We start from the raw sequence: 23,468 nt of genomic DNA on the forward strand, positions 1-23,468 counted from the left end.
TGCACGGTGCGTTAGGGTATCTCTCTCCCGCTCGCTTTGCACAGCAATTTACTAAAAAATCCGTTGCGTGACTGTCCACTTTCTTGACAGAGGTCCAAAATAAGGTACAAAAATGCTCTTATTGCCTAATTTACCTCTATTTAAGAAAAATAAGGTACAAAAATGCTGTTAGTTGAGGAGGCAGAGTCATTTTTCTTTGTTAAGACTAATGGTACTGAGAATAGGAGATTTGCGACCTAAACTGAAGCCCAACTTCACCAGAATAACGCCTGGTCTTCTGTTTGAATCTTAATTTCACTTCATATGTCACTCTTTTTTTCTGGCAAGTCCGTCAATAAACAAGGTGAGTATTCCCTGAGTAATATCTTCCTTGGTAGATTGATGCGCCTTCTGCTGGTAGAGATAAAGATCAGGGCTCAGCACGGACAGGAGCGCAGTCACGGTAAAGTGAGGGTCAATGTCCATGATCTCACCATTCTCGGCAGCTTGTGACAGCAATTCTGTAAGAATAACATTTACCCGTTTGAAAAAAGGGTGCTCGAATTGGGTGAGCTGCTTCTTGCCCACAAACTCAGATTTGATCAGGTGCAGCAGCTCCGCATGCTGATCAATAAAATCGACCACTTGCTCGATGCTGTTCTTGAGGCGCTGAAGTGCTGGAACGTCTGCGGTGGGAGCTTGGCCTTCCCGTTCCAGCTCGGTCAAGAAACGTCCTGTGCTGTCGCGCAGTAAGGCTGAGCAAATCTCACCTTTGTCCGTGAAGCGGCGATAAAGAGAGCCTTGGCCGATCCCGGCCTGCTTGGCAATACTGTACATACTTACATTTTCCAGGCCTGACGCTTTGAACAGTTCTCGGGCTGCGTTCAATATTCGTTCATGATAGGGATCGATACTTTGTTTGTTTACTGGGTCTATAGGGGAAAGCGAGGATTCCTCTGTTTTTTTCATAAGGGGCTCCTTTTGGCAGCAGCGTATATTTAGGCTCTTTCTTTAAAAACAGCACTTGGGAAGAACCCTCTGACCCCGTAGCCTCTTCACGGATATGAGGTCAAGCGCTGATTTTGGTGATGAGCCTATTATTATTTTAAAAATAAAATAGGGAATTGACAATGCGGACAATTGTCCGTAGACTAATGAATGCCTATACGGACAATTGTCCGTTCAAACTAATTATAATTTGAATCCATTTCAAAGGTCAATGAAACCTGAGATGGCGATAGAGGAGGAAGAGAGAATGGAACATACGGTACAACCGGAGCAAGAATTTCGCATCACAAGCATCCTGATTCCGCTGATTGCGATTATTGCTGGCGTATTCATGGTAGCACTAGACTCCACTGCTATGAACGTTGCATTACCCACACTGTTGAAGGACTTCGGTACAAATTTGACTACATTGCAATGGGTAGTTACTGGCTACATGCTGGCACAGGCCACAGTGATTCCGCTGTCGGGTTGGCTTTCCGACCGGTTTGGAGCCAAAACAGTATTCTTGAGTGCTGTTGTTTTGTTTACGATAGGATCGATACTGTGTGCGCTGCCCAATAGCGCAGAATGGCTGATTACATTTCGGGTCATTCAGGGACTTGGGGGAGGTAGCGTAATTCCGATAGCCATGGCGTATGTCTACAGATTGAGCCCGCCCGGTAAGGTTGGCGTAGTCATGGGCATGATGGGCATTCCTGTCCTGTTTGCACCGGCAATAGGCCCTGTATTATCGGGCTGGCTTGTTGAATACCATTCCTGGCGTTGGATTTTTCTAATCAATATTCCAATTGGCATCATCTGTTTGTTAATCGGCATGCGAAAGTTGCCTAAAGTTGAGCGAACTCAAGTCCCGGGGATGGATAAGTTTGGAATGCTTCTCGGGCCGCTGGCTTTTGCCGCATTAACCTACGGTGTCAGCCAGGGCGCTGAGAGCTGGACGTCGGGCAAAACGCTGATCGGTCTCGGTCTTGGTGTCGTTGCCCTGATCCTGTTCGTTATTGTGGAATTAAGGGCGCGGACACCGTTATTGGAACTACGTGTGATGGGCTCCTTAGATTTCAGTCTAGGCATCATCGTCCAGTGGATTGGACAATTCGGGCTGTACGGTGCGTTGTTCCTAATGCCGCAATTCTTGCAGCAGGCCCGCGGTTTCGGTGCGTTTGATACCGGACTGACGATGTTGCCACAAGCCATTGCCTCCGGACTGATGATGCCGATTGCCGGGTTTCTGTTCGATAAAATCGGAGTGCGCTGGCTCGTCGTTGGCGGACTCGGCTTGATCTCCGGCGCGCTGTATCAGTACTCCCATGTGGATCTGACAATAACCTCACGGGATGTAATTTTGCCGCTGCTGATGTGCGGCGCGGGGATGGGGATGATGATTATGCCGATGAATACGCATCTCCTTAATAAAGCGCCACGCCATCTGGTAAACCGGGTGACTTCGTTGACCAACTCGATGCAGCAGGTAATTAATTCTTTGGCGATTTCGACACTTGTGACGATTCTAACCTCCAGAACAGCGACGCATGCACTTGAAATGAAGGAAGCGGCTGCTGCCGCGGGAGCAAGTTCTACAGCAGCTTCGCCGGAAGCGGTCAAGCTGGCTACCCAGAATTTACTTGTAAAAGGCTTCGACGACACCTTCCATATTATGATGTTCGTCGCTATTGGCGGCGCAGTGATGGGACTACTCCTTCGCAGAGGTAGCAAAAAGGCGGAAGAGACACCGCATACGGAGATCATGCACGGCTAAAGGATCAAGTGAGGAGAAACTTAGAATGACTATTGCCTTATGGATTGTCCAGATCTTATTAGCGCTCATCTTTTTAATAGCTGGTGCCATGAAATTGTTCCAGGAGAATAAAGCGAAGGAAATCATGATCTGGGCAAGAGAAGCATCGAGAAGTTTTATAGTATTTGTCGGGTGTGCTGAGATATTAGGCGGACTCGGTCTAATCTTACCTGGAGCTCTGGGGATATTACCAGTATTAACACTTCTTGCAGCCATTGGCACAGCTATCATTCTTATTTTAGTAGCATTATTACATGCAAAAAGAAAAGAAAAAGGTGTAGGGATTAACCTTGTATTTCTATTATTAGCTTTATTTGTGGTCATTGGTCATATGACCTTCAAGTAGACAAATAAAAAAGAACCTCTAACTTCGCGCAAACCGCAAGATCAGAGGTTCTTTTTCCGTTATAGATAGGGAGTTACTGCGAATATTGAAATCATTATTCAGCAACAGTTTCGCGGGATTTCAGGAAGTCCACGGCATTATAGACCATGATCGCGGCCTCCGCACGGGTGATTTCACCTTTTGGATTGAATTTTCCGTTGCTGTCCAGCGTGTTGATTTTGTAGACTAGCGAGCGTTGAACGGCACCTTGGTAAGAAGGGTCCAACTGGCTGTCATCCGCGATGTTGGCAGGCTTGATGTTGATCATTGGCAGATTGCCGATGGCTTCCACGCCCTGAATCAGCATGCTGGTGAATTTCTCTCTGGTCAAGGTTTGAGTAGGGTTTATATCTTTTGGAATGTCTACACGGTTGTAGTGTGCATTAATGAAGGCTTCTGCGTACCAGGCATTGTCCTTCACATTAGTGAACAGGCCGCTGGCTTTAGGGGCAATATTGAAATCTATCGCAGCCAGGCTGAGCTGAAGTCCTCCGGCAATGAATTGTACACCTTGGGCAACCGTCACTTTCGAAGCAGGTAGGAAGGAGGTCTCTGTAACTCCCTTGATCAAGCCTTGATCTTTAAGGGCAATAATCTTTTCTTTGCCAGCTACAGTATCAAGATCCTTGAAGCTAGTCTCTGCGGCAAACACTTGACTCCCGAGGGAGAAGGAGAGAAGTGTTACGGTAGCAATCGCTGCAAATGCGCTTTTTTTCAAACTCATGTTAGTTCCACCTTGTCATTGGATTGGCCGCTTGGCCATTATTTGTTTCCTTTGACGAGGCAATGATTGGAAAGGTTGCAGGCCATTTAATAGGATTCACGAAAAAGCAGATTACGGTAGGGATACTTACTGAACGGCGTCCTGAATAACAGGGCTACACCACTATCTTCGATGATTACAGAGCGCAGGGCAGCACTTTTCACGAGCTTTCGCACCAAACATTTCACAGTTCTTTGGTCTTTGCGGCGGATTGCGCATGCTAAGGTCTTGGCAAAACTGGAGTCCGTGGCCAGCTTTCGGTAGAAAGGCAGTAAAGCACGGGCAATGTAGCGGTGGGCTTGTGTATTAAAAGTAAATTGGACCAGACCCGGCGGGATCGTGGTTCCATTCGTATAATAGCCGACAGGCGAAGTAAAGGGAAAAGAAATAAAGTAACCGATGGCATTCGTGCCATAATTCTGATTTCCAGCCAGTGAGGGGATTTTTGCCAACAGCTCCTCCATAAGGTTGAGATTTGCTGTAACTACTGCTTTTGACCACTTCCGGGCGAACTTGTCGTCCTTGGCGATTTTTATATAGAACGGCAGCATGGCCCTGGCAGTTTTGCGCAAAACATAAGCCGTGACATAGGCCCGGGATTTCTTCCGTACCAATTGCGACATACACACCATCTCCTTCATATAGGTTACACCCGTCTATATAAAGTATGGGGGTTGGGCTTATATCTGATTGGGCGATTGCTCCGCATGTGAAAATATATTTTTGACCTGTATACGGTTTTGGAACACTGGACAAGGATGTTATAATAGATTTAGACTCTTTTCAAGTGATGGTAAATTTGTTATGCTCATATCGTAATCATTACTATTTGAGTGTTGAGTGTTTGGAACAGTATCGTCTCAAGGGAGTGTAGATGCTGATTCGTTCTGGAAAGGCGGGAGACTTATGAATCCAATTGAAAATATTAGCCAGCAGTTTGCAGCACACAATTATAAATTAACGCGTCAACGCGAAGCCATAGTCCAGGTATTGCTGGATAACGAGAAGGATCATCTCAGTGTTGAGGAAGTGTACATGCTGGTCAAGAACAGCTATCCGCATTTGGGACTGGCAACGGTGTACCGGACGCTGGAGCTGCTGTCGGAGCTGCATATTGTTGAGAAAATGAACTTTGGTGACGGCGTGGCCCGTTACGATCTGCGTGATGAGTCGCATGCTCATATGCACCATCATTTGATCTGTCATGTCTGCGGCAGACTCGAAGAGATTAAGGACGATTGGCTATTGGATCTGGAGAAAAGGCTGGAGCATGAATACGGCTTCACCGTTACCGATCATCGTCTGGATTTCAAGGGTACATACGGTACCTGCAAGCAGACCGGCTGCAAGCGTGACAAGGAGAAGAAGGCAGTTTAAGGAAAATTTAAAGCCAGTCCAGTCTGGGTGTATCCAGACCACAACTGGCATGAGAAGTGAGGAGCGGGGGCAACCCCGCTTTTTTCAAATTCAAGACGGTCTTAAAGGTCCTTTTTGAGATAATAATGGGTGTGGCTGCCTGCATTTTCAAGGGTACCGTATACTTCAAATCCTAGTTTCTTGTAAAAATCCAAGGCTTGGAAGCTTAAGGTATCTACTTTTATGAACTCGCACTTTTTCTCTCTGGCCAATGATTCAGCTTCTAGCATTAGTGCTTTGCCATAACCTGACTTTCTAAGCTCTTCGTTAACAAAAAGATATTCGATCTCAAGCCAATTCCAGCATATCTCCCCAACAAGTCCCCCATAGATTTGATTATCTGCATCCTTCAGGAATAGATTGACCACTTCGCATCTACCTTTTAAATCGTCCGGAAAATGTAACATATTATATTCGAACATTTTATTCTCAATATATGCCTGGTGCTCGTTATTATTTTCTTTGTGAATATGAAGATTCATCTAGTCGTCACTCCTGTTTAGTAGTTTTATGGTGATGCAAGAGCTGTTCAACTTTATTGTATTAGTGATACAGGGAAGATGGAGTGAAGAGAATAACTATAATTAAAATATACTAGAATCTGGTATGTAATCTGTACAATCTTTAAAAAAGCATTAAAATTGAAACAGTGATAGTCTGTGCCGACCAGCATGGATGAAGTGCAAAAGGGGCAAACTAAGGCTAGTAGACTTGAAAAATGAACTGCTTATTTTGTAAACATAAATTGATGATAAGGGTGTTTCTTGATGACAACTAGTAGATTGAATCCCAAGGTTGATGAATTTCTAGGTAAATCTAAAAAGTGGAAGGAAGAATATGAGAAGTTGAGAAATATCGTTCTCGACTGTGGGTTGACCGAAGAATTTAAATGGATGCATCCTTGTTATACGCATGAGAATAAGAACATCGTTTTAATACATGGTTTTAAAGAATATTGTGCACTGCTCTTTCATAAAGGTGCCTTGCTTAAGGATGCGCAGGGTATATTGATCCAACAAACGGAGAATGTTCAGGCGGCGCGCCAGATTAGGTTCACCAATGCTCAAGAAATAGCTGACATGGAAACCATTTTAAAAGCTTATATTCATGAAGCCATTGAAGTTGAAAAGTCCGGTTTGCAAGTGGAGTTGAAAAAGAACACAGAATACACTATTCCTGAAGAATTGCAGAATAAATTCGCTGAAATCCCTGGCTTGAAAGACGCCTTTGAAGCATTGACGCCGGGACGGCAAAGAGCATACATTCTCTATTTCTCTGATGCCAAACAATCCAAAACTCGAGTAGCCAGGGTTGAAAAATATGTGCAGCACATTCTGGATGGTAAGGGATTGAATGATTAAGATCGCCTTTCTGTCAAAATGCTATATTCTGATTTTAATTAGATCAATGAGTCCTGTTTATTAGGTTCATTGGTCTATTTCTTGAATAGGTGCTTCTAAATGTTCTGCTAGAAATCTAATGTGATCTAAGAAGGATGGATCGTGTTTTTTGAAGTCATATAAACTGCAGGATTCAATGTCTCACTTTCAATAATGAGGGCTGTTAACCCTGTACTTGTTTTTGTTTCGTGCCATTCCTCCTTTTGCCAAAACACAGCATCTCCAGCTTGAACTTTAACATACTCATCTGTTTCACCTCTTACCAAGCCCTCTCCTGCCATAATAAGAAGAAGTTGAGGTATCACTGCTTGATGATATCCAACGATCCCGTTTCCTTCTAAAAACATACATCCAATATGAGCTGCCGATTCTGTCTGAATAATACGAGACATCATAAAGTCAGAATCGAGCTTCGTAATTCTTTTCCCGGTTTCTTTACTAAAACTATAAATCTCCATGGTAGGCTCCTTTTTGTTTATATTTGAAAATAAGGGGTTTATTCAAACGGTAGGCGAATCGGGTGTCTGCTCAGGCAATCATCCCGTGTCCGAAGGCGATGGAAGTCCCGATATACATAGCGGGGAGACTATATGCGAAGGTCCATTATTTAATACAGCTGTGCTATACTCGGAACATGCCCAAAATAGTAAATCATGATGATCGTCGAAAGTTATTTGCAGAAGCGGCCTGGCGAATTATACGCTGGGAAGGCCTGAAAGCCGTGTCTGTGCGGAATGTTGCCAAGGAGTCCGGAATGTCGTTAGGGTCGTTGCGGCATTATTTTGTTACCCAGGACGAGCTACTGTCATTTTCCATGAAGCTGGTGTTGGAGCGGGCCGGTGAGCGTATTCGAAGGATAACATTTTCAGATAATCCCCGTAGTGCTGCTGAGCTGCTGATTGGTGAACTGCTGCCGCTGGAAGAAGAGAGGCGTGCGGAAGTCGAGGTTTGGCTTGCTTTTGTCGGCGGGGCGGTAGCGGTATCTGCTCAGGGACTAAAACTGAAGATACATAATGAGTTATATGAATATTTTCGGGGACTCATCCATTATCTCGCTGATCGTAATTTGTTGAAGAAGGGTGTGGACCTTGGCCTAGAGAGCAAAAGACTACATGCGATGATAGAGGGCTTAGTACTTCAACATATTCTTCATCCCGAAGAATTAACTCCGGAGGAGATGACCCGGCTGGTTGCATATCATCTGGATAGCCTGATAGTCTAAGCAAACAAATCCAAATCCAAATCCCAATGCAAATCCCAATGCAAATCCCAATGCAAATCCCAATCCCAATGCAAATCCCAATCCCAATGCAAATCCACTCAACCTTCAGACGTGCAGATCCGGTAAAGTGAAAGTGGATGTAATGCAGCGCTTAAACAACTGGAAATTCTCAGACTGTTGAGAAAGTAGTTGTTTTGAGAAAATCGATACCCTTGATTAATGAACTGATCTCGAAATCCGGACTTGCTTCTTGTTCCCTCTGGTAACGGACCTCAGATCCGTTATTTCCTAACAACTGATCGTTCCAGAAAATAACGGACTCCAGAGACGCTATTAGCAGAAATCGGGTGTGAAATCCACGGTTTGGGAGGAAATAGCGGCACCTGAGTCCGTTACATGTTCCAGAAGCTGCTTGATGTGTAAATAACGGCGCTGGGGTCCGTTAGCCCCCATGCATACGTCTTCAACCTTCTGAAGCAGTGGTTTTGACATGCATTGATGATGACGCTGAGCCTGATTTATAAGGCTATTTCGCATCAACAATCGTAGAGAATGGTGTTTCTCGACAGTCTGAGAAATTCCCTTTATTTCGAGCAAAACCGTTGAAAGGGGAGAATTAACGGTACATTTTCCTGTTAAATCAGAGCCAAGCCCCCAAAGGGTGTGAGGAGGACCTGTATCCGGCTCTGATCAGTCCAACTCCACCGTGCTGCGCGACCTGCGTACGGCGGCTTTATTTGCACAGCAGCTCATCTCGAAAGGCTGTGCCACCGAGGTGGAGGAGCAAACGGTTCAAGGCCCCAAATATCAGAGCGTTAACTTCGGTTAGGTACAAACGACTTGATCCAATTTCCAAAGCTGCCAGGGTTCCGGCTCTGTACGTAAATCACGCCTTCGCCGCGGAAGCGGCAGACGAGCGCCTCTCCGCTGGTGATGCTGCTGAGCCAGCCGGAGGAGGCTTTTTCAATTTTGTAATCCATATAATCCGGCCAAGCCACCAGATGCCCGTTGTCGATGATCGTTTCTTCGCCAGGTCCTAGATGGATGGGATGAATGGCGCCGAAGGAAGAGAGGAAGACGGTGCCTCTGCCGCTGATTTCGACAATGAAAAAACCTTCGCCAGAAAAGAGGCCTCGGCCAAATTTTGCATTTTGGTGCTTACTTGAATACCTTGTGTTCCGGCAAGGAATCCGTCCTTTTGCACGAGTAGCCGGTATGAACCGTCTAGCTCAATGGCCTGCACATTTCCGATTGACCTCGGTGATAGCAGCACTTCACTATGTCCTCGCGTGGCTGTCAGCTCCTGAAAGAAGAACTTTTCTCCGCTCAGCATTCGCCCAAGCCCTTTCATAAGTCCGCCGTCCACAGTCCCCCGCAGCTCTACGTTTGGTGACATCGCCACCATTGCGCCCATTTCAGCTTTGACACTTTCACCCGGATCGAGATCCACCTTCAGCATAGCGAATGCACCTTCATGCAAAACCTCGTATTTCATCCTTTGTTCCTCCGATTCTATGGATTAATACTGCTTACACTATATCCCAAGTATACCGAATTCCTGCTGGTGTTGATAGTTGCTATGAAAGTAAGCGATTTTGGTATAAAAGCCAAGCCTGAATACTATAATATACTATGCCCTAGACCCCAGAAAGCTTGTCCCTTCGTTTGAAAAATGGCTATTTCGGTTATATGAAAGATACAGTGCACTGGAATTCCTGTTCGACCAAGCTACAATACGCCATACAGAAGAGGTGCAGCTATGAAACCAAAGAATATCAAGGAATTTGCATTCCCGTTGATAATATCTATCCTGCTTTTGTCCCTGTTCGGTCAAGCCGCCTTTGCCCATCCCGTTAAGGGTGGCACATTTGAGCAGAGTCAGAAAAAGATCGTAACGAGAGAGAGAACGCCTTTGATTAAAAAGACTGTTCATGCCACCTATGAGGGTCAGGCAGACGGTCATACGGTCGAAGTTTCGGTATACGGTGAACCGATAGCCTTGCAGTTCAAGCAAGGTCTGCAGCCGGCAATCAGCTCGCTGGAGACCGGAGATGCAGTGGTCATCAGCTACACCGTACAGAAATTCGTGGATGATCCAGTAGTTCTGCTATGCAATCTGCTGTCCATTCGAAAACTCGAGCCTGGTGAAATCAAGCACAGAACAGATTAAAGAATATTTTACCGGGGCTTCATTCCTCCTGTCTGCTGTTATGATATGTTTTCTGTGCTACAATAAAGAAGAGCAACAAGCATACACACCATGGTCAAAATAGAACAGGAGAGTGACGCCACATGGCACGTACAAAAACGAAAAAAACACTTCTGAAAGCAGAGCGCTCGGGAACCTGGAGCAATGTCAGTCAACGCAGAACCAATGAAGATTACAGCGCAATCTCACAGCATGTGCGGGTGACCCCGACCAAACGACAGCAATTGAACAAAATAAAACACAAGGAGCGGATCTTCCATGATGGCGCTCCTTTTTTGTTGGGCAATACTATGATAAGAACCTGCCAATACGCCGTAGCCGCAGCTTAAATCTGGGATCTACTGTGGGCCCGGTACTCTTTTGGCGACATGCCGAATCGGCTTCGGAAAATCCGGTGAAAATAAGTATAGTTGGCAAAGCCACAGGTCTCCGCCACATGCTCTAGTGGCATTGGACTGAATGTAATGCGCTCCCGCGCCATTTCCAGTCTGACGTCGTTCAGATACTTGACGATACTCGTCCCGAAGGCTTCCTTGAACAGATGAACGGCCCGGGAGACAGAGATATCGACATGACTAGCCACATCCTCCAGCTTGAACGGCAAGGCGGCGTGTTCTTCTATATATTGCTTCATACGGTAGGCTAGGAACCCTTTGGGGCTAACGGTTGGCTGCTCGGTCGTCAGTCTGTCGATTTCCATACATACGATTTGCAGATAGCAAGATGAGATTTCCGGTGAAAAATCCGATTGGCGGCGCTGCTCCAGCACGAGCTGACGGAATAGCCCGAGGAAGTTGTCGCTGAGCGGTACACTGACCTTGTCCGGACGTTTTCTGCTATACCACCACTCTTCAATCCAACTCCCTCCGCAATAAATGTGATAGTCCCCACTTTCAATACGTGGTCTGCCTGAAGGGAATTCCTCTTCGTCGATGATGAGATTATAAGGGGCGGTAGGCGTGAACAGCATAATATCGCCCGGCTCCACCGGAGAGATTACTCCGTCGATCAAAGCCCGGCACCGGCCTTCGCTCTGGAGACGAATGAGGTAATACTGAATGCCCTGGCTTAACGACATCCGGAACGGCTTGCGGTGAAAAGAAAATCCCGCGGATAGTACGTGACAATCAGCTGCTTGTATCATTAGTCCTCCAAATATTTTTTTAAAAGATAACCAAATTGTTCATGTTGGAATCATATTATTCATTTTATTATAAACGCTCTCATATTACCATATAGCTAGGTTCAAGAGAAAGAAATTGAACAGATAAGGCTGAAATAGGGCGCTGTAGGTTGAAAAAGGGCATTTTATATTTTTTAGTTCAAAAATATGGTAATAATGTCTTCATACTATACATGACCCTATTGTTCATGTCGTAAATTTAGATACTATCCATAATTTGGTGTACCTGAATGAAGAACGCAGTAGAAGTTAACCCTAACCCAATTGGAGTGATCAGACTATGTTGAAGATTGGTCTTCAGCTATACACGCTGAGAGAAGAACTGGAGAAGGATTTCGAAGGAACCGTTCGTAAAGTGGCAGCCCTGGGCTACCGTGGTGTGGAGTTCTTCAATTATTTTGGACGTACGCCTGAACAAGTGAAGCAACTGCTGGATGAGACCGGACTCGTTGCCTTAGGGGCACATAGCCCATACAATGCCATGATTAAGGATGCGAAGCAGGAAGTAGCATTCAATCTGCACATCGGCAATCCAAACCTCATTATTCCGTACCTTAATGAAGAAGAGCGGAATTGGAAGGATGTTGCGGTTAATCTGCGAGTGATCGGTGAACAATGCAAAGAACAGGGTGCTGTTCTTTCCTATCATAACCATGATTTTGAATTTACCGAGCAAGTAGAAGGCCGTACGGCTTGGGATTATCTGTTTGATGAAGTTCCAGCAGATCTGCTTCACGCTGAACTTGATACCTGCTGGGTACATTTTGCCGGCTACGATCCGGTAGAGTACATCCACAAATATGCAGGTCGCCTGCCGATCATCCATCTCAAGGATGTGAAGAAACGCGAAGACGGTTCACCGGAAACGGTTGTACTGGGCGAGGGCGAAGTGAACCTGACTGCGATCCTGAAAGCAGCAGAGCAAGCAGGCGTGGAGTGGGCTGTTGTAGAACAGGATTACTGCAGCCGTCCAGCGTTTGAAAGCGTTACAGATAGTTTGAACTGGGTAAAGGCATACGCAAATCAAGGGGGAAATATAAATGTCTAACAAGTTGAAAATTGCAATTATCGGGTGCGGAGGAATCTCGAACGGTAAACATATGCCGAGCTTGTCGCGTCAGGCTGACGCTGAGATGGTAGCTTTCTGCGATATTATTGAAGAGCGTGCTCAGGAAGCGGCTACGAAGTACGGTGTCGAAGGCGCTGCTGTCTATACCGATTTCCGTGAAATGCTGAAGGACGGGGGGTTCGATGTTGTCCATGTATGTACACCGAACGATAGCCACTCCGAAATTACGGTAGCTGCATTGGAAGCAGGCAACCATGTTATGTGTGAGAAGCCGATGGCGAAGACTACTGCCCAAGCGCAAGAAATGCTGGATGCAGCCAAACGTACAGGCAAGAAGCTGTCTATTGCTTACCAGAACCGTTACCGTTCCGATAGCGAATATTTGAAGGCGATGTGTGAGAACGGTGAACTGGGCGATATCTATTTCGCCAAAGCAATCGCGTTGCGTCGTCGTGCAGTTCCAACCTGGGGTGTATTCCTTGATGAAGAGAAGCAAGGCGGCGGACCTCTTATTGACATCGGTACCCATGCGCTCGACCTTACGCTGTGGATGATGGATAACTACAAACCGCGCAGCGTAGTTGGCTCGACCTTCCATAAGCTGGGCGATCGGAAGAATGCTGGTAATGCTTTTGGCGAGTGGGACCCTGAAGAATTCAAGGTTGAAGACTCTGCCTTTGGTTTCATTACGATGGAGAACGGTGCAACGATTGTGCTGGAATCCAGCTGGGCACTTAACGTTGCCGAGTACGGAGAGGCTAAGACTTTGCTCGCAGGTACGGAAGCTGGCGCGGATATGACCAATGGTCTGCGTATTAATGGTGACCGCGGCGGACGTCTGTACGAGACCAAAGTAGACTTGTCTTCCGGCGGAGTAGCTTTCTATAGTGGCGGACAAGAGGATGCATCCGATCGTGAAGCGCGTTTGTGGCTGGAAGCGATCAGAGAAGATAAAGAACCTGTAGTGAAACCAGAGCAGGCATTTGTGGTAACGCAAATTCTGGAGGCTGTTTATGAGTCGGCACGTACTGGGCGTGCGGTGTATTTTGACGGAACATCCGATAATTAATTCAATACCAAAGCTAAATTACTTTAAATAAAAGCAGGTGTGGAAACGATGAGCGCAAACAAACATTCTCTGGTTATTGTAGGCTTCGGAGGCATGGGCAGTTATCACAGCAAATTGATTAAGGACAACAGCCGTCTGGAAGTTACAGGAACCTTCGATCTACTGGAAGATCGTCGCAAAGCCTCCGTTGAAGCAGGCTATACGTCTTATGCAAGCTTTGATCAGGTGCTGGCCGATCCGACGGTTGAGGTGATCCTGATTGCTACACCTAACGACGTGCACAAAGACATTGCTATCTCTGCATTACGGGCAGGCAAGCACGTCATTTGCGAGAAGCCGGTGGCGATGAACAGTCAGGAATTTGAGGAAATGATGTCGGTTTCCAAGGAAACCGGCCGTGTGCTAATGGTGAATCAGAACAGACGCTGGGATGAAGACTTCCTGGTGATCAAAGAAATGCATGCCAAGGGTACAATCGGTGATCTGTTCCAGATCGAATCCCGTGTTCATGGAGCCAACGGTATTCCGGGCGACTGGCGTCATCTGGAGGCTCACGGCGGCGGAATGCTGCTGGACTGGGGCGTACATTTGCTGGACCAGCTGCTCTTTCTCATCGACAGTAAAATCACCAGTGTATCCAGCCGCTTGAGCTTTATCCTCGGCGACGAGGTGGATGATGGCTTTGAAGCGTATCTGCAATTCGAGAATGGCGTAATTGCAACGGTAGAAGTGGGAACGACGAACTTTATCCAACTGCCAAGATGGTATGTCAAAGGGATTGAAGGAACGGCTATCATCGAGGATTGGTCGCTGTCTGGAAGAGTCGTGACCAGAAACCATGAGTCCGTCAAGGTTGAACCGAAGCCGATTCAGGCAGGGGTAGGACTGACCAAGACGATGGCGCCTCCTTCTGAGGGTGCGACCCTAACAGAAGCATTGCCAGCACCGTACAAGATGTCCTCTGGCTTCTACGATAACTTTGCAGATGTCATTGAAGGAACCGCAGAGCCTATTGTCAAGAATACAGAAGCACTGCGTGTGTTGAAGCTGATCGAGGCGATTTTTGAATCCAGCCGGAGCAAGCAAGCGGTGACGGATTTTGATACCTATGAGACGTTAGTTCTAAGCTAAATCTTGGATTCGAACTGAATAATTCTCCTAAAATAGAGAGGTGGCACATACTATGAAACTTGGCGTATTTATGGTTCTCTTCGGCGGACGCAAGCTGGAAGACGCATTGGATTATGTAGCATCCAAAGGATTAAAGGCTGTGGAAATTGGTACCGGTGGTAACCCGGGTAAAAGCCACTGCGATCCGGCCCTGCTGCTTGAGAACGAGACAGCGTTGAAGGAATTCAAACACGCGGTAGAGTCACGCGGATTGACGATCAGTGCTCTGAGCTGTCACGGCAACCCGTTGCACCCGCAAAAGGAACTGGCCCGCAAGGATCACGAGGACTTCGTGAACTCTGTGAAGCTCGCTCAAAAGCTGGGCGTTCCGGTAGTCAACACCTTCTCCGGTTGTCCTGGAGACCACGAGGATGCGAAATATCCGAACTGGCCAGTAGCCCCATGGCCGAATGACTATCAGGAAATTCTGACCTGGCAGTGGGAGAACAAAGTAATTCCTTACTGGAAAGAAACGGGCGCTTTTGCCGCTCAGCATGATGTGAAGATCGGTCTGGAGCTGCACGGCGGATTCTCCGTACATACTCCGGCTACACTGCTTCGTCTCAGAGAAGCGGCGGGCGAGGTTATCGGAGCCAACCTGGACCCGAGCCATATGTGGTGGCAGGGTATTGATCCTGTACAAGCGATTCACATTCTTGGTCGTCAAGGCGCGATTCATCACTTCCACGCCAAGGATACCGTCATTGATCCGGTGAACGTGAACATGCACGGGCTGACTGACATGCAGCCGTACACCAATATGCTTGACCGTGCTTGGCAGTTCCGTTCCGTTGGCTTCGGTCATGATGTGAAGACCTGGGCGGATATCATCAGTGCCCTGCGTCTTGTAGGCTACGATTATGTAGTGAGTATTGAACACGAAGACGGACTGATGTCGGTAGAAGAAGGCTTCTCCAAAGCCGTTGATAACCTTCGTCAAGTTCTGATCGAGGAACCATTGGCCGATATGTGGTGGGTCTAATCATCAAGAGCAGTAGAACATAGAACGGAGAAAGTTCCCCTCAGAAAGCCGCCAGCTGCTGGCGGCTTTCTGCTGTGACCGAGGGATCGGAAGAGCCCTCTGAATCCGTAGCGGCCCAATGAAGCGTCGACCGCTGATTTTGGTTTTAAGTCGATAATAAGGGTGGTTATTTCATGGAGAGCGTAATCAAGGCTAAGTTAAATGATGAGCAATTGAATCTGCTCGTCAAATCAGCATTTGGTGCGGCGACAGTCATAATGCGGCAAACAGAGCTGACCGCAGGCATGTTCAATACAGGGTATGATCTGGAATTAAACGACGGCAGGTCCGTTATTCTGAAGGTCGCGCCTGCGGCGGAAGTGGAGACGTTAAGCTGTGAAAAAGATATTATGCGCACCGAAGTTGAAGCACTGCGTCTGATCCGCGCCACTGGACTTGTACCGGTGCCGGAGGTGTTCAGCTATGACCTGAGCCTGAAGCTTATCCCTTATCCTTACTTTTTTATGGAGAAGATTGAGGGTCAGCCGTACAACGAAATCAAGGAAGGTCTCACTCCGCAAGAGAGGGAAGCGATAGAGTCCCAGATTGGGCGGTATAACAGGTGTATTAACGAGGTCACAGGGGAACACTTTGGCTATTTCCATCAGGAGAAGAGCAGTCTGACAGCCACATGGCGTGCAACTTTTGAAATGATGATGGACAATCTGCTACAAGATAGCGAGCGACTAGGAGTGCAACTGCCGGTCTCTTATGCAGAGATTAGGGAGAGAATAAATACACAGCTCCCGACTCTCGATGAAGTAACTCAGCCCAGACTGGTGCACTGGGATCTGTGGAACGGCAACGTCTTCGTAAAAGACGGGAGCATTACAGCGATTATCGACTGGGAGCGGGCGCTGTGGGGTGATGAACTGATGGAGTACTATTTCAGACGTCAAGAGGGTTCTCCCGCCTTTTATCAAGGGTATGGGATGACAACGGATAGTCCAAACCAGCGGATACGTAAAAAGCTCTATGATCTCTACTTTGATCTCATTATGGTCATCGAATGCTATTCACGGAAATATGAGAATCAAGGCCATGTTGAATGGACGCATCATAATTTTGTTCAGGGCTGGGGACTATTCTGTGGTGAAGAAGAGGCGGGTTCAGTGGTCTAGGGTGCATTGTACTGCCTAGTTACATTAAATAAGCCGGAGCCCTCTGAGAAGAGGATTCCGGCCTTGTTTGATATTTTTTTATAATACACTTGTCAAGAGATCAGCGAACATTGGGAACACTGACAATAGGATTGGATTCAGCTTCATAATCTATGCCCGCTGTCTCGAAACCGAATAGTTGGAAGAATTCACGCCGGTATCCCTGAAGGTCTGACAGCTCGTAGATATTCTCTGTTGTAATCTCGTTCCATAGCTTGGTTATTGTCTCCTGTACCGCAGGAAGCATCTCCAGGTCGTCCAAGCGAATCCGGCCTTCCGTATCCACCGGTGTACCTTCCGGAGCATACAGGCGGTCTGAGAGCAGGCGGTAGGCTTGCTGTATGCAGCCTTCGTGAAGCCCTTGCTCTTTCATGACTTTGTATAGTAGAGAGATGTACAGCGGGACGACAGGAAGAGCGGAGCTGGATTGCGTGACCAATCCTTTCGTAACGGCTACGTAGGCTTTTCCGCCCTGTGGTGCCAGCTGGGCATTTATTTCTTTGGCTGTTGCCTCAAGGTGATCCTTGGCTCTCCCGATGGAACCATCGCGGTAGATGGCACGGGTCAGCTCGGGTCCAATGTAAGAAAAGGACACAGTGGTGGCATCGGCAGCGAGTACGCCGGCTTCATTAAGGGCAGTGATCCACAGTTTCCAATCGTCTCCACCCATTACCGCTACAGTGGCGTCCAATTCTTCTTCAGTAGCGGGGTCAAGGGTGACGAGCCCGACTTCTCCATTATGAAAATTTACGGTTTTGTTAGTATATGGATGCCCAACCGGCTTCAGTACGGATGTATGAGTGATGCCAGTGGCTGGATCAGTCCGCCGCGAAGTGGCTACACTGTAGACAACGAGATCGACTTGGCCCAGCTCGCTGCGGATCAGTTCAATAGTTCGAGACTTTGTCTCGTCGGTAAAAGCATCACCAGTAATGCTGTAGGATTGCAGACCGGCCTCTGCCGCAAGCTGTTCAAAAGCAGCGGAGTTGTACCAGCCTGCTGAAGCCGTACGGGTGTCGCTGGCTGTGCTGGGGCGGTAGACGCCAATGGTGGCAGCCCCCGACCCGAAGGCTGCAGCAATGCGTGAAGCAAGACCGTATCCGGCTGAGGCTCCAATCACAAGGACTTTTTTCGGGCCGTTGATCGGCGGCTGTGAGGTGATATATTCCACTTGCTCAGCCACCTGGGCGGCACAGCCTTCGGGATGGGCTGTTGTGCAAATAAAGCCGCGCGTTCTCGGTTTGATCATCATAATGACGTTACCTCATTTCAATGGTAGAATTGGGGAATGGCTATTGATATAGCGTGTTCTTATCTTAACAAGGACTTCTCCAAAGGAGAAGCTGAATAAAAAATTGAACACCTGTTAATTTCAGAAAACGCTTGACGTAGGGCTATGAAACTAGATAAAATTATACTTATTGCTCATCGTGGAATGAGATTTTTTATCATAATTTTCGGGAAATTGAGAGGGTGACGTGATAAGATGGAGCGCCTATTAGAGGTAAAAGACTTAGCGATTTCGTTCAACACACGTGGTGGAGAAGTACAGGCCATCCGGGGTGTTAGCTTCCATGTAGATAAAGGTGAGACACTTGCGATTGTTGGTGAATCCGGTTCCGGTAAGAGTGTAACTTCACAAGCTGTAATGAAGCTCATACCTGAACCGCAGGGTATTTATAAGCGCGGACAGATCCTGTTCGAGGGACAGGACATTATCAGTAAGACCCAGAAGCAAATGCAGAAGGTTCGTGGTAAAGAGATCGGTATGATCTTCCAAGACCCTATGACCTCGCTTAACCCAATGATGAAGGTGGGTAAGCAGATTACAGAGGTGCTGTTCAAGCACGAGACTATCACCAAAGAAGCCGCAAACAAACGTGCAATTGAGCTGCTCTCACTTGTGGGAATTCCTTCCCCAGAGAAACGGTTCCAGCAGTATCCGCATGAATTCAGCGGCGGGATGCGTCAGCGTGTCGTTATCGCGATGGCACTGGCTGCTAACCCTAAATTGCTGATTGCGGACGAGCCAACGACTGCGCTCGACGTAACTATCCAGGCGCAAATTCTGGATTTGATGAAGGATTTGCAGAAGAAGATCGGTACAGCGATTATCTTTATCACCCACGATCTAGGGGTCGTTGCGAGAATGGCTGACCGGGTTGCCGTAATGTATGCTGGACAAATTGTTGAGACAGGTACTGCGGAAGAGATTTTCTATGATCCGAGACATCCGTACACTTGGGGTCTGCTGGCTTCGATGCCAAGTCTGGAGAGCAAAGGCTCCCTGCTTACTGCGATTCCGGGAACACCTCCCGATCTGATCAAGCCGCCTAAGGGCGATGCTTTTGCCCTGCGCAGCTCGTATGCTATGCAGATTGATCTGGAGAAAGAACCGCCACTTTACAAAGTATCAGATACGCATTTCGTGAAGTCCTGGCTGCTGCACCCGATGGCACCTGCGGTAGAACCGCCTGATGTGGTGAAGAAGAGACAACGTGTTCTGAAGAACACGTATGCAGAGCCTGTGCTGGTTGAAGGCGTAGTTCTGTAACAATAGATGTACAAGTTAACTTTAATTGCAATGCTTAAGTCCTGCAAGGGGCTTATATAGTAACCGGGTCGCTGCAGCGGCCCGGTTTTTATGTTTTCCAGAATAAAATTTTGTGCGTTCCAGGAAAAATGCTGTACATTTCAGGATACAGTTAGCCGTAGCCCTCGTGTTCTCAATAGCGGCAGCCTGTGATACACTTTATTTAAAATATTTTACCAATTGAAATCATTCTAGGTGAGGTGATTCTTTGAAGATTAATCACTTGGTCGTGAATGTGGACGCTTACATACAAGAAGACAAAGAGAGAATAGCCGATATCGAGTCCATAGGATTGCCTTATATGCCCAAATGGGGCAAGGGGACAAAAGGGTTTAAAGTATCCAATCTATGGATTGGGCAGGAATACTTCGAGTTCGTCAGAATTAAAGCTAAAGACGGCGGGGGATGGGTTCAGGAATGGACTACAAAATATCTTGCTGGGCATAGAGGTCTGATTGGCTTTGCCTTGGAAGTCGAGAACATAGAAGACACTTATCACAAACTGCGTAGCTTAAGCGTCGATGTAACCCCGCCGGAGCCACTTAGGTTCCGCTGGTTCTTCAATCTTTTGACCAGGACGATGCCTTGGCGTAATGCATACCTGCCTGGATTTACAGGCGTGCCTTTTCAATTCTTTCTCCAGCAGATGAATGATGAGAAATCTCGCAAGTTCATGGAACAATATATGGTGCCGAACAGTCAGGATCAAGGGATTACAGGCATTTCAGAGGTGAACATTCACGGTGAACTAACGGAAGACGACACCCGGATCATATTCGCGTTATTCGATGACTGTGAGCAGAGGGACGGCACAATAATCATTCGTTTGGGTGCGCAGTGTATTCGTTTTGTAAATGCAGTTGACTATAAAGTGGAAGTTCTTCTGGCCTGCAGCAATCCGCTTTATGCTGGTAAGGAGATAGATGTACATAATCTCCACATACGCAACATGTAGACTCCTTCGAAAAAGCGCACAGATTGGGCAATTCAGGACAGCCGTGCTACAATGGCTTGTGAAGGAGAGTGGTACCATGTCTATTCAAATCAATGTTCAGAACACCCCTAATCCCAATTCGGTCAAAATCAACACTAACCAAACTATCTTTGAGGGACCCTCAAGCACATCCCTAAAAAGCGGAGATGTCACAGAGCATCCTTTGGCACAAGCGCTGCTGGCGATTGAAGGTGTCGATAACATCTTCGGCATTCGCGATTTCGTAACGGTCAGCAAACTTCCGGATGCGGAGTGGGATCAAATTTTGCCTCAAGTAGAGCAAGCCTTTACAACAGTATACGAGTAGGACAACAACCGCAAAACCCCCCAGTATCGCAAGTACGCGATACTGGGGGGTTTTTAGATGTGGTGCTCAAAGTGCGTCTTGCCAGTTACTCTTCGTATTTACGAACCACGATGACAGCATTATGGCCGCCAAATCCGAAGGAGTTCGAGATCCCGATATTGAGATCCGCTTTGCGCGCTGTATTGGGCACATAGTCCAAATCGCAGATTTCATCAGGGGTTTCCTGGTTGATGGTAGGAGGGATGATTCCATCCTGAAGGCTTTTGATCAGGGCGATGGCTTCCAGGCCACCTGCGGCACCTAGAGCATGTCCGGTCATGGATTTGTTCGCCGTGACCGGAATGCGGTAAGCGGCTTCGCCAAACAGCTTCTTAATGGCCATAGTTTCGGAGCGATCGCCAACAAGGGTGCTGGTGGCATGCGCGCTAATCACGTCCACATCCTCCGGCTGAACCCCTGCTTCGGCTAGGGCCAGCTTCATCGCCTGATAGGCGCCGATGCCTTCGGGATGAGTCGCGACCATATGATAGGCATCTGAGCTGGCGCCATAGCCAATGACTTCGCCGTAGATGACGGCATTTCTGCGCAGGGCGTGCGAGAGAGATTCCAGGATGACAATCGCCCCGCCTTCACCGATGACGAAGCCGTCCCGACTGCCGTCAAAGGGACGGCTGGCTTTAGCCGGTTCGTCATTACGCGTGGACAGCGAAGTGGCATTGCCGAAGCTGGCCAGCGCGATTTCTGTAATAGCGGCCTCGGAGCCCCCGGAAATTATGACATCGGCACCGCCGTAACGGATCAGGCGGAACGCTTCTCCGATCGCGGTATTGCCGATGGAGCAAGCTGTGACCGGAGATAATGTAGGTCCCAGCGCCCCGAGCTTGATGCTGATCGTCGCTGCCGCCATATTGGAGATCAGCATAGGGATCAGCGTCGGGCTGACTTTTTGCGGGCCGCGTGACTTCAGTATAGCTTCCTGCTCCATCAGGGTCTGGATGCCTCCCACCCCGGAGCCGACATACACGCCTAGACGTTCGCGATCTATCTCGTCAAGATTAAGGCCGGAATGCTTCCAGGCATCCTCTGCGGCAGCCAGAGCAAACTGCGTGAAGCGGTCCATCCGCCGGGCCTCCTTGCGCCCGAATCTGGACTCTGCATCGAAGTCATGTACCACCCCCGCGATTTTGCTTTTAAAGGCCGATGTATCAAAAGAAGTAATCTGCGTAATGCCAGATTGCCCCTGAACCAAACCATTCCAGAATTGCTCCACCGTATTTCCTAACGGCGAGATTAATCCCATACCTGTTATAACTACGCGTTCCATAATGCAACCTCCCAGATAAAGTGTAGGTTTATTTTTTCATTTTCGATATCCTATTACAAGTTGTAGTTTATCCTAGTATAATCAGTGATATAATAAATTCAGAGTTAAGGGGGGATTAACAGTATGTCCAATCAGACGAGGCTTCAGGCTCTGTCCGATTTTCTAAAAGCGCGCCGTGCGGCCATTTCGCCGTCTTCCGTGGGACTGCCTGAGGGAACAAGACGTCGGACACCGGGCCTGCGAAGAGAAGAGGTTGCCCAACTGGCAGGCGTCAGCAGTACCTGGTATACCTGGCTGGAGCAGGGGAGGGATATTAAGGTCTCTTCGTCCGTACTGGATTGTATAGCGACAGCGCTACAAATGACCAAGGATGAACGAAAGTATCTGTTTGCGCTGGCTTTGGAGACGGGAGCCGGAAGCCCGGTGCTTCCACAGGAGGAGACTTCGGTCATCAGCCCGTCCTTGCAGAAGATTCTGCAGGAGCTGAAGTATTGCCCGACGATTATTTCGGATCGCCGCTGCGGGATTGTCGGCTGGAATGAGGCCGCGGCGCATGTATTTCTCAATTTTTCCAAGCTGCCTGCTGAAGAGAGGAATATGATCCGATTGTTGTTTGTGCGCAAGGAGTTCCAGCGTCTCGCAGTGAATTGGGAGCAGTTCGTGAGCGGGTACCTGTCCATTTTCCGTGCCTATTACGGTCAGTACGTTGAGGACCAATGGTATGATGATTTTATTGCGGAGATGAGAGAGACGCATCCTGATTTTAACGAGCTTTGGGAGCAGAGTCGTGTCAGCACGGCCCCGGATGTGGTGCTAGAATTCAGGCATGCCAAGGCCGGGAAAATGCTTTTTCATCTCACTTCCCTACAGGTTCACGGCACTACGGATCTAAGATGTAGCATTTATACGCCAGCAGGTGATTCCAATACAGAAGCGAAGCTGAAGCAGTTACTGGAGCAGCACGAGTTGAGCTAGAGGGGAGAAGCCCCGATAATCCAATGATCAGGACCTCATATTTAAAAGCATCACCAACCAGAGTGCGGTCAGTGATGCCAAGGAAGGGGAAAATCAAGGGGTGAGTATGGGCGGATACTCGGTAAAGCTTTAGAAATCGGTCGTGGCGATTTCAATTGTGCCGGATACGGCTCCGGCCGCTGTGCTTAGCAGTCCAGCAACAAGCAGTCTGTTCACGGAAAGTGTGAGACTGTTGAAAGCGGGAATTGTGTAAGTGATCACTGGCGCGTTAACACGGGTAAGAACAAGTTCTACAGGAAAAGCAGAATTGTTCTGTACAGTAGCTATTGTATTAACCTCCTTTTCGCTTTGATAGAATATGATATGCTGGAAATCTATCAATGCTTTCTTATATGACTTAGGAGGTAAGCACATTTTAATAGCGTT

General features: G+C 47.7%; 24 protein-coding genes and 1 pseudogene. 16 read left to right on the plus strand and 9 right to left on the minus strand.

Annotation, left to right across the window (positions count from 1 at the left end):
- Positions 1-306: 306 nt before the first annotated feature.
- Entirely contained in the window at positions 307-948 is a 642-nt protein-coding gene (locus tag AC3Y23_RS07215) for a TetR/AcrR family transcriptional regulator (protein ID WP_379197181.1), read from the minus strand.
- Between the two features lie 286 nt (positions 949-1,234).
- Between AC3Y23_RS07215 and AC3Y23_RS07220 the strand changes: the two genes are divergently transcribed.
- On the plus strand, positions 1,235-2,743 hold the full coding sequence (locus tag AC3Y23_RS07220; RefSeq protein ID WP_379197183.1) for a DHA2 family efflux MFS transporter permease subunit: 1,509 nt from the start codon (positions 1,235-1,237) through the stop codon (positions 2,741-2,743).
- Between the two features lie 25 nt (positions 2,744-2,768).
- The gene (locus tag AC3Y23_RS07225; RefSeq protein WP_379197186.1) at positions 2,769-3,128 is read left to right on the plus strand and encodes a DoxX family protein; all 360 of its coding nucleotides are present in this window, start codon (positions 2,769-2,771) and stop codon (positions 3,126-3,128) included.
- Positions 3,129-3,222: 94 nt separating this feature from the next.
- On the opposite strand, the gene AC3Y23_RS07230 is transcribed toward AC3Y23_RS07225, so the two are convergent.
- Both AC3Y23_RS07230 and AC3Y23_RS07235 read right to left on the minus strand, forming a co-directional pair.
- A complete protein-coding gene (locus tag AC3Y23_RS07230; protein WP_379197188.1) occupies positions 3,223-3,891 on the minus strand; it encodes an S-layer homology domain-containing protein in 669 nt (222 codons plus the stop codon).
- An 86-nt stretch (positions 3,892-3,977) separates the two neighbouring features.
- On the minus strand, positions 3,978-4,553 hold the full coding sequence (locus AC3Y23_RS07235) for a hypothetical protein (RefSeq protein WP_379197190.1): 576 nt from the start codon (positions 4,551-4,553) through the stop codon (positions 3,978-3,980).
- Positions 4,554-4,836: 283 nt separating this feature from the next.
- Here AC3Y23_RS07235 and AC3Y23_RS07240 point away from each other — a divergent pair, with 283 nt between their 5' ends.
- Positions 4,837-5,307 carry a Fur family transcriptional regulator gene (locus AC3Y23_RS07240; protein WP_379197192.1) on the plus strand — a complete coding sequence of 157 codons (471 nt, stop codon included), beginning with the start codon at positions 4,837-4,839 and terminating at the stop codon, positions 5,305-5,307.
- A 101-nt stretch (positions 5,308-5,408) separates the two neighbouring features.
- Here AC3Y23_RS07240 and AC3Y23_RS07245 read toward each other — a convergent pair whose 3' ends face one another.
- Positions 5,409-5,828 (minus strand): GNAT family N-acetyltransferase, encoded by a 420-nt coding sequence (locus AC3Y23_RS07245; RefSeq protein WP_379197194.1) that lies wholly within the window; start codon positions 5,826-5,828, stop codon positions 5,409-5,411.
- A gap of 285 nt (positions 5,829-6,113) precedes the next feature.
- Between AC3Y23_RS07245 and AC3Y23_RS07250 the strand changes: the two genes are divergently transcribed.
- Complete coding sequence (locus AC3Y23_RS07250) at positions 6,114-6,707, plus strand: YdeI/OmpD-associated family protein (RefSeq protein ID WP_379197196.1); 594 nt, start codon at positions 6,114-6,116, stop codon at positions 6,705-6,707.
- A gap of 125 nt (positions 6,708-6,832) precedes the next feature.
- Here the strand turns inward: AC3Y23_RS07250 and AC3Y23_RS07255 are convergent, their stop codons facing one another.
- Positions 6,833-7,204, minus strand: coding sequence for a cupin domain-containing protein (locus AC3Y23_RS07255; RefSeq protein ID WP_379197198.1), 372 nt, complete (start codon positions 7,202-7,204; stop codon positions 6,833-6,835).
- Between the two features lie 176 nt (positions 7,205-7,380).
- On the opposite strand from AC3Y23_RS07255, the gene AC3Y23_RS07260 reads away from it, so the two are divergent.
- A complete protein-coding gene (locus tag AC3Y23_RS07260) occupies positions 7,381-7,968 on the plus strand; it encodes a TetR/AcrR family transcriptional regulator (protein WP_379197200.1) in 588 nt (195 codons plus the stop codon).
- Between the two features lie 815 nt (positions 7,969-8,783).
- Here the strand turns inward: AC3Y23_RS07260 and AC3Y23_RS07265 are convergent.
- A pseudogene (locus AC3Y23_RS07265) lies at positions 8,784-9,463 on the minus strand (TIGR00266 family protein).
- A 264-nt stretch (positions 9,464-9,727) separates the two neighbouring features.
- On the opposite strand from AC3Y23_RS07265, the gene AC3Y23_RS07270 reads away from it, so the two are divergent.
- Both AC3Y23_RS07270 and AC3Y23_RS07275 read left to right on the plus strand, forming a co-directional pair.
- On the plus strand, positions 9,728-10,138 hold the full coding sequence (locus AC3Y23_RS07270) for a hypothetical protein (RefSeq protein ID WP_379197202.1): 411 nt from the start codon (positions 9,728-9,730) through the stop codon (positions 10,136-10,138).
- A gap of 122 nt (positions 10,139-10,260) precedes the next feature.
- Positions 10,261-10,506, plus strand: a complete 246-nt coding sequence (locus tag AC3Y23_RS07275) for a hypothetical protein (RefSeq protein WP_379197204.1) — start codon at positions 10,261-10,263, stop codon at positions 10,504-10,506.
- On the opposite strand, the gene AC3Y23_RS07280 is transcribed toward AC3Y23_RS07275, so the two are convergent.
- On the minus strand, positions 10,503-11,321 hold the full coding sequence (locus AC3Y23_RS07280) for a helix-turn-helix domain-containing protein (RefSeq protein WP_379197206.1): 819 nt from the start codon (positions 11,319-11,321) through the stop codon (positions 10,503-10,505). The two genes, AC3Y23_RS07275 and AC3Y23_RS07280, sit on opposite strands and share 4 nt — an antisense overlap.
- 319 nt (positions 11,322-11,640) lie before the next feature.
- Between AC3Y23_RS07280 and AC3Y23_RS07285 the strand changes: the two genes are divergently transcribed.
- The 5 genes from AC3Y23_RS07285 to AC3Y23_RS07305 all read left to right on the plus strand — a co-directional run bounded on the left by AC3Y23_RS07285 (position 11,641) and on the right by AC3Y23_RS07305 (position 16,810).
- Positions 11,641-12,408, plus strand: a complete 768-nt coding sequence (locus AC3Y23_RS07285) for a sugar phosphate isomerase/epimerase family protein (RefSeq protein ID WP_379197208.1) — start codon at positions 11,641-11,643, stop codon at positions 12,406-12,408.
- The gene (locus AC3Y23_RS07290) at positions 12,401-13,498 is read left to right on the plus strand and encodes a Gfo/Idh/MocA family protein (protein ID WP_379197210.1); all 1,098 of its coding nucleotides are present in this window, start codon (positions 12,401-12,403) and stop codon (positions 13,496-13,498) included. Before AC3Y23_RS07285 ends, AC3Y23_RS07290 begins: the two co-directional genes overlap by 8 nt.
- Positions 13,499-13,546: 48 nt before the next feature.
- Entirely contained in the window at positions 13,547-14,629 is a 1,083-nt protein-coding gene (locus tag AC3Y23_RS07295; protein WP_379197212.1) for a Gfo/Idh/MocA family protein, read from the plus strand.
- A gap of 52 nt (positions 14,630-14,681) precedes the next feature.
- Positions 14,682-15,650 (plus strand): sugar phosphate isomerase/epimerase family protein, encoded by a 969-nt coding sequence (locus tag AC3Y23_RS07300; protein ID WP_066370351.1) that lies wholly within the window; start codon positions 14,682-14,684, stop codon positions 15,648-15,650.
- Positions 15,651-15,823: 173 nt separating this feature from the next.
- On the plus strand, positions 15,824-16,810 hold the full coding sequence (locus AC3Y23_RS07305; protein WP_379197215.1) for a phosphotransferase family protein: 987 nt from the start codon (positions 15,824-15,826) through the stop codon (positions 16,808-16,810).
- A 100-nt stretch (positions 16,811-16,910) separates the two neighbouring features.
- On the opposite strand, the gene fabV is transcribed toward AC3Y23_RS07305, so the two are convergent.
- Positions 16,911-18,101 (minus strand): enoyl-ACP reductase FabV, encoded by a 1,191-nt coding sequence (gene fabV / locus AC3Y23_RS07310; RefSeq protein WP_379197217.1) that lies wholly within the window; start codon positions 18,099-18,101, stop codon positions 16,911-16,913.
- A gap of 234 nt (positions 18,102-18,335) precedes the next feature.
- Here fabV and AC3Y23_RS07315 point away from each other — a divergent pair, with 234 nt between their 5' ends.
- The 3 genes from AC3Y23_RS07315 (at position 18,336) to AC3Y23_RS07325 (ending at position 20,743) form a co-directional block, all read left to right on the plus strand.
- Entirely contained in the window at positions 18,336-19,403 is a 1,068-nt protein-coding gene (locus tag AC3Y23_RS07315; protein WP_379197219.1) for an ABC transporter ATP-binding protein, read from the plus strand.
- Between the two features lie 247 nt (positions 19,404-19,650).
- Positions 19,651-20,397, plus strand: a complete 747-nt coding sequence (locus AC3Y23_RS07320) for a VOC family protein (protein WP_379197221.1) — start codon at positions 19,651-19,653, stop codon at positions 20,395-20,397.
- 76 nt (positions 20,398-20,473) lie between these two features.
- Positions 20,474-20,743 carry a NifU N-terminal domain-containing protein gene (locus AC3Y23_RS07325; protein WP_379197223.1) on the plus strand — a complete coding sequence of 90 codons (270 nt, stop codon included), beginning with the start codon at positions 20,474-20,476 and terminating at the stop codon, positions 20,741-20,743.
- An 85-nt stretch (positions 20,744-20,828) separates the two neighbouring features.
- Here AC3Y23_RS07325 and fabF read toward each other — a convergent pair whose 3' ends face one another.
- Entirely contained in the window at positions 20,829-22,067 is a 1,239-nt protein-coding gene (fabF, locus tag AC3Y23_RS07330) for a beta-ketoacyl-ACP synthase II (RefSeq protein WP_379197225.1), read from the minus strand.
- 123 nt (positions 22,068-22,190) lie between these two features.
- Between fabF and AC3Y23_RS07335 the strand changes: the two genes are divergently transcribed.
- Positions 22,191-23,042 carry a helix-turn-helix transcriptional regulator gene (locus AC3Y23_RS07335; RefSeq protein WP_379197227.1) on the plus strand — a complete coding sequence of 284 codons (852 nt, stop codon included), beginning with the start codon at positions 22,191-22,193 and terminating at the stop codon, positions 23,040-23,042.
- Positions 23,043-23,468 lie beyond the last annotated feature (426 nt).

Source organism: Paenibacillus sp. MAHUQ-45 (genome assembly GCF_058133325.1).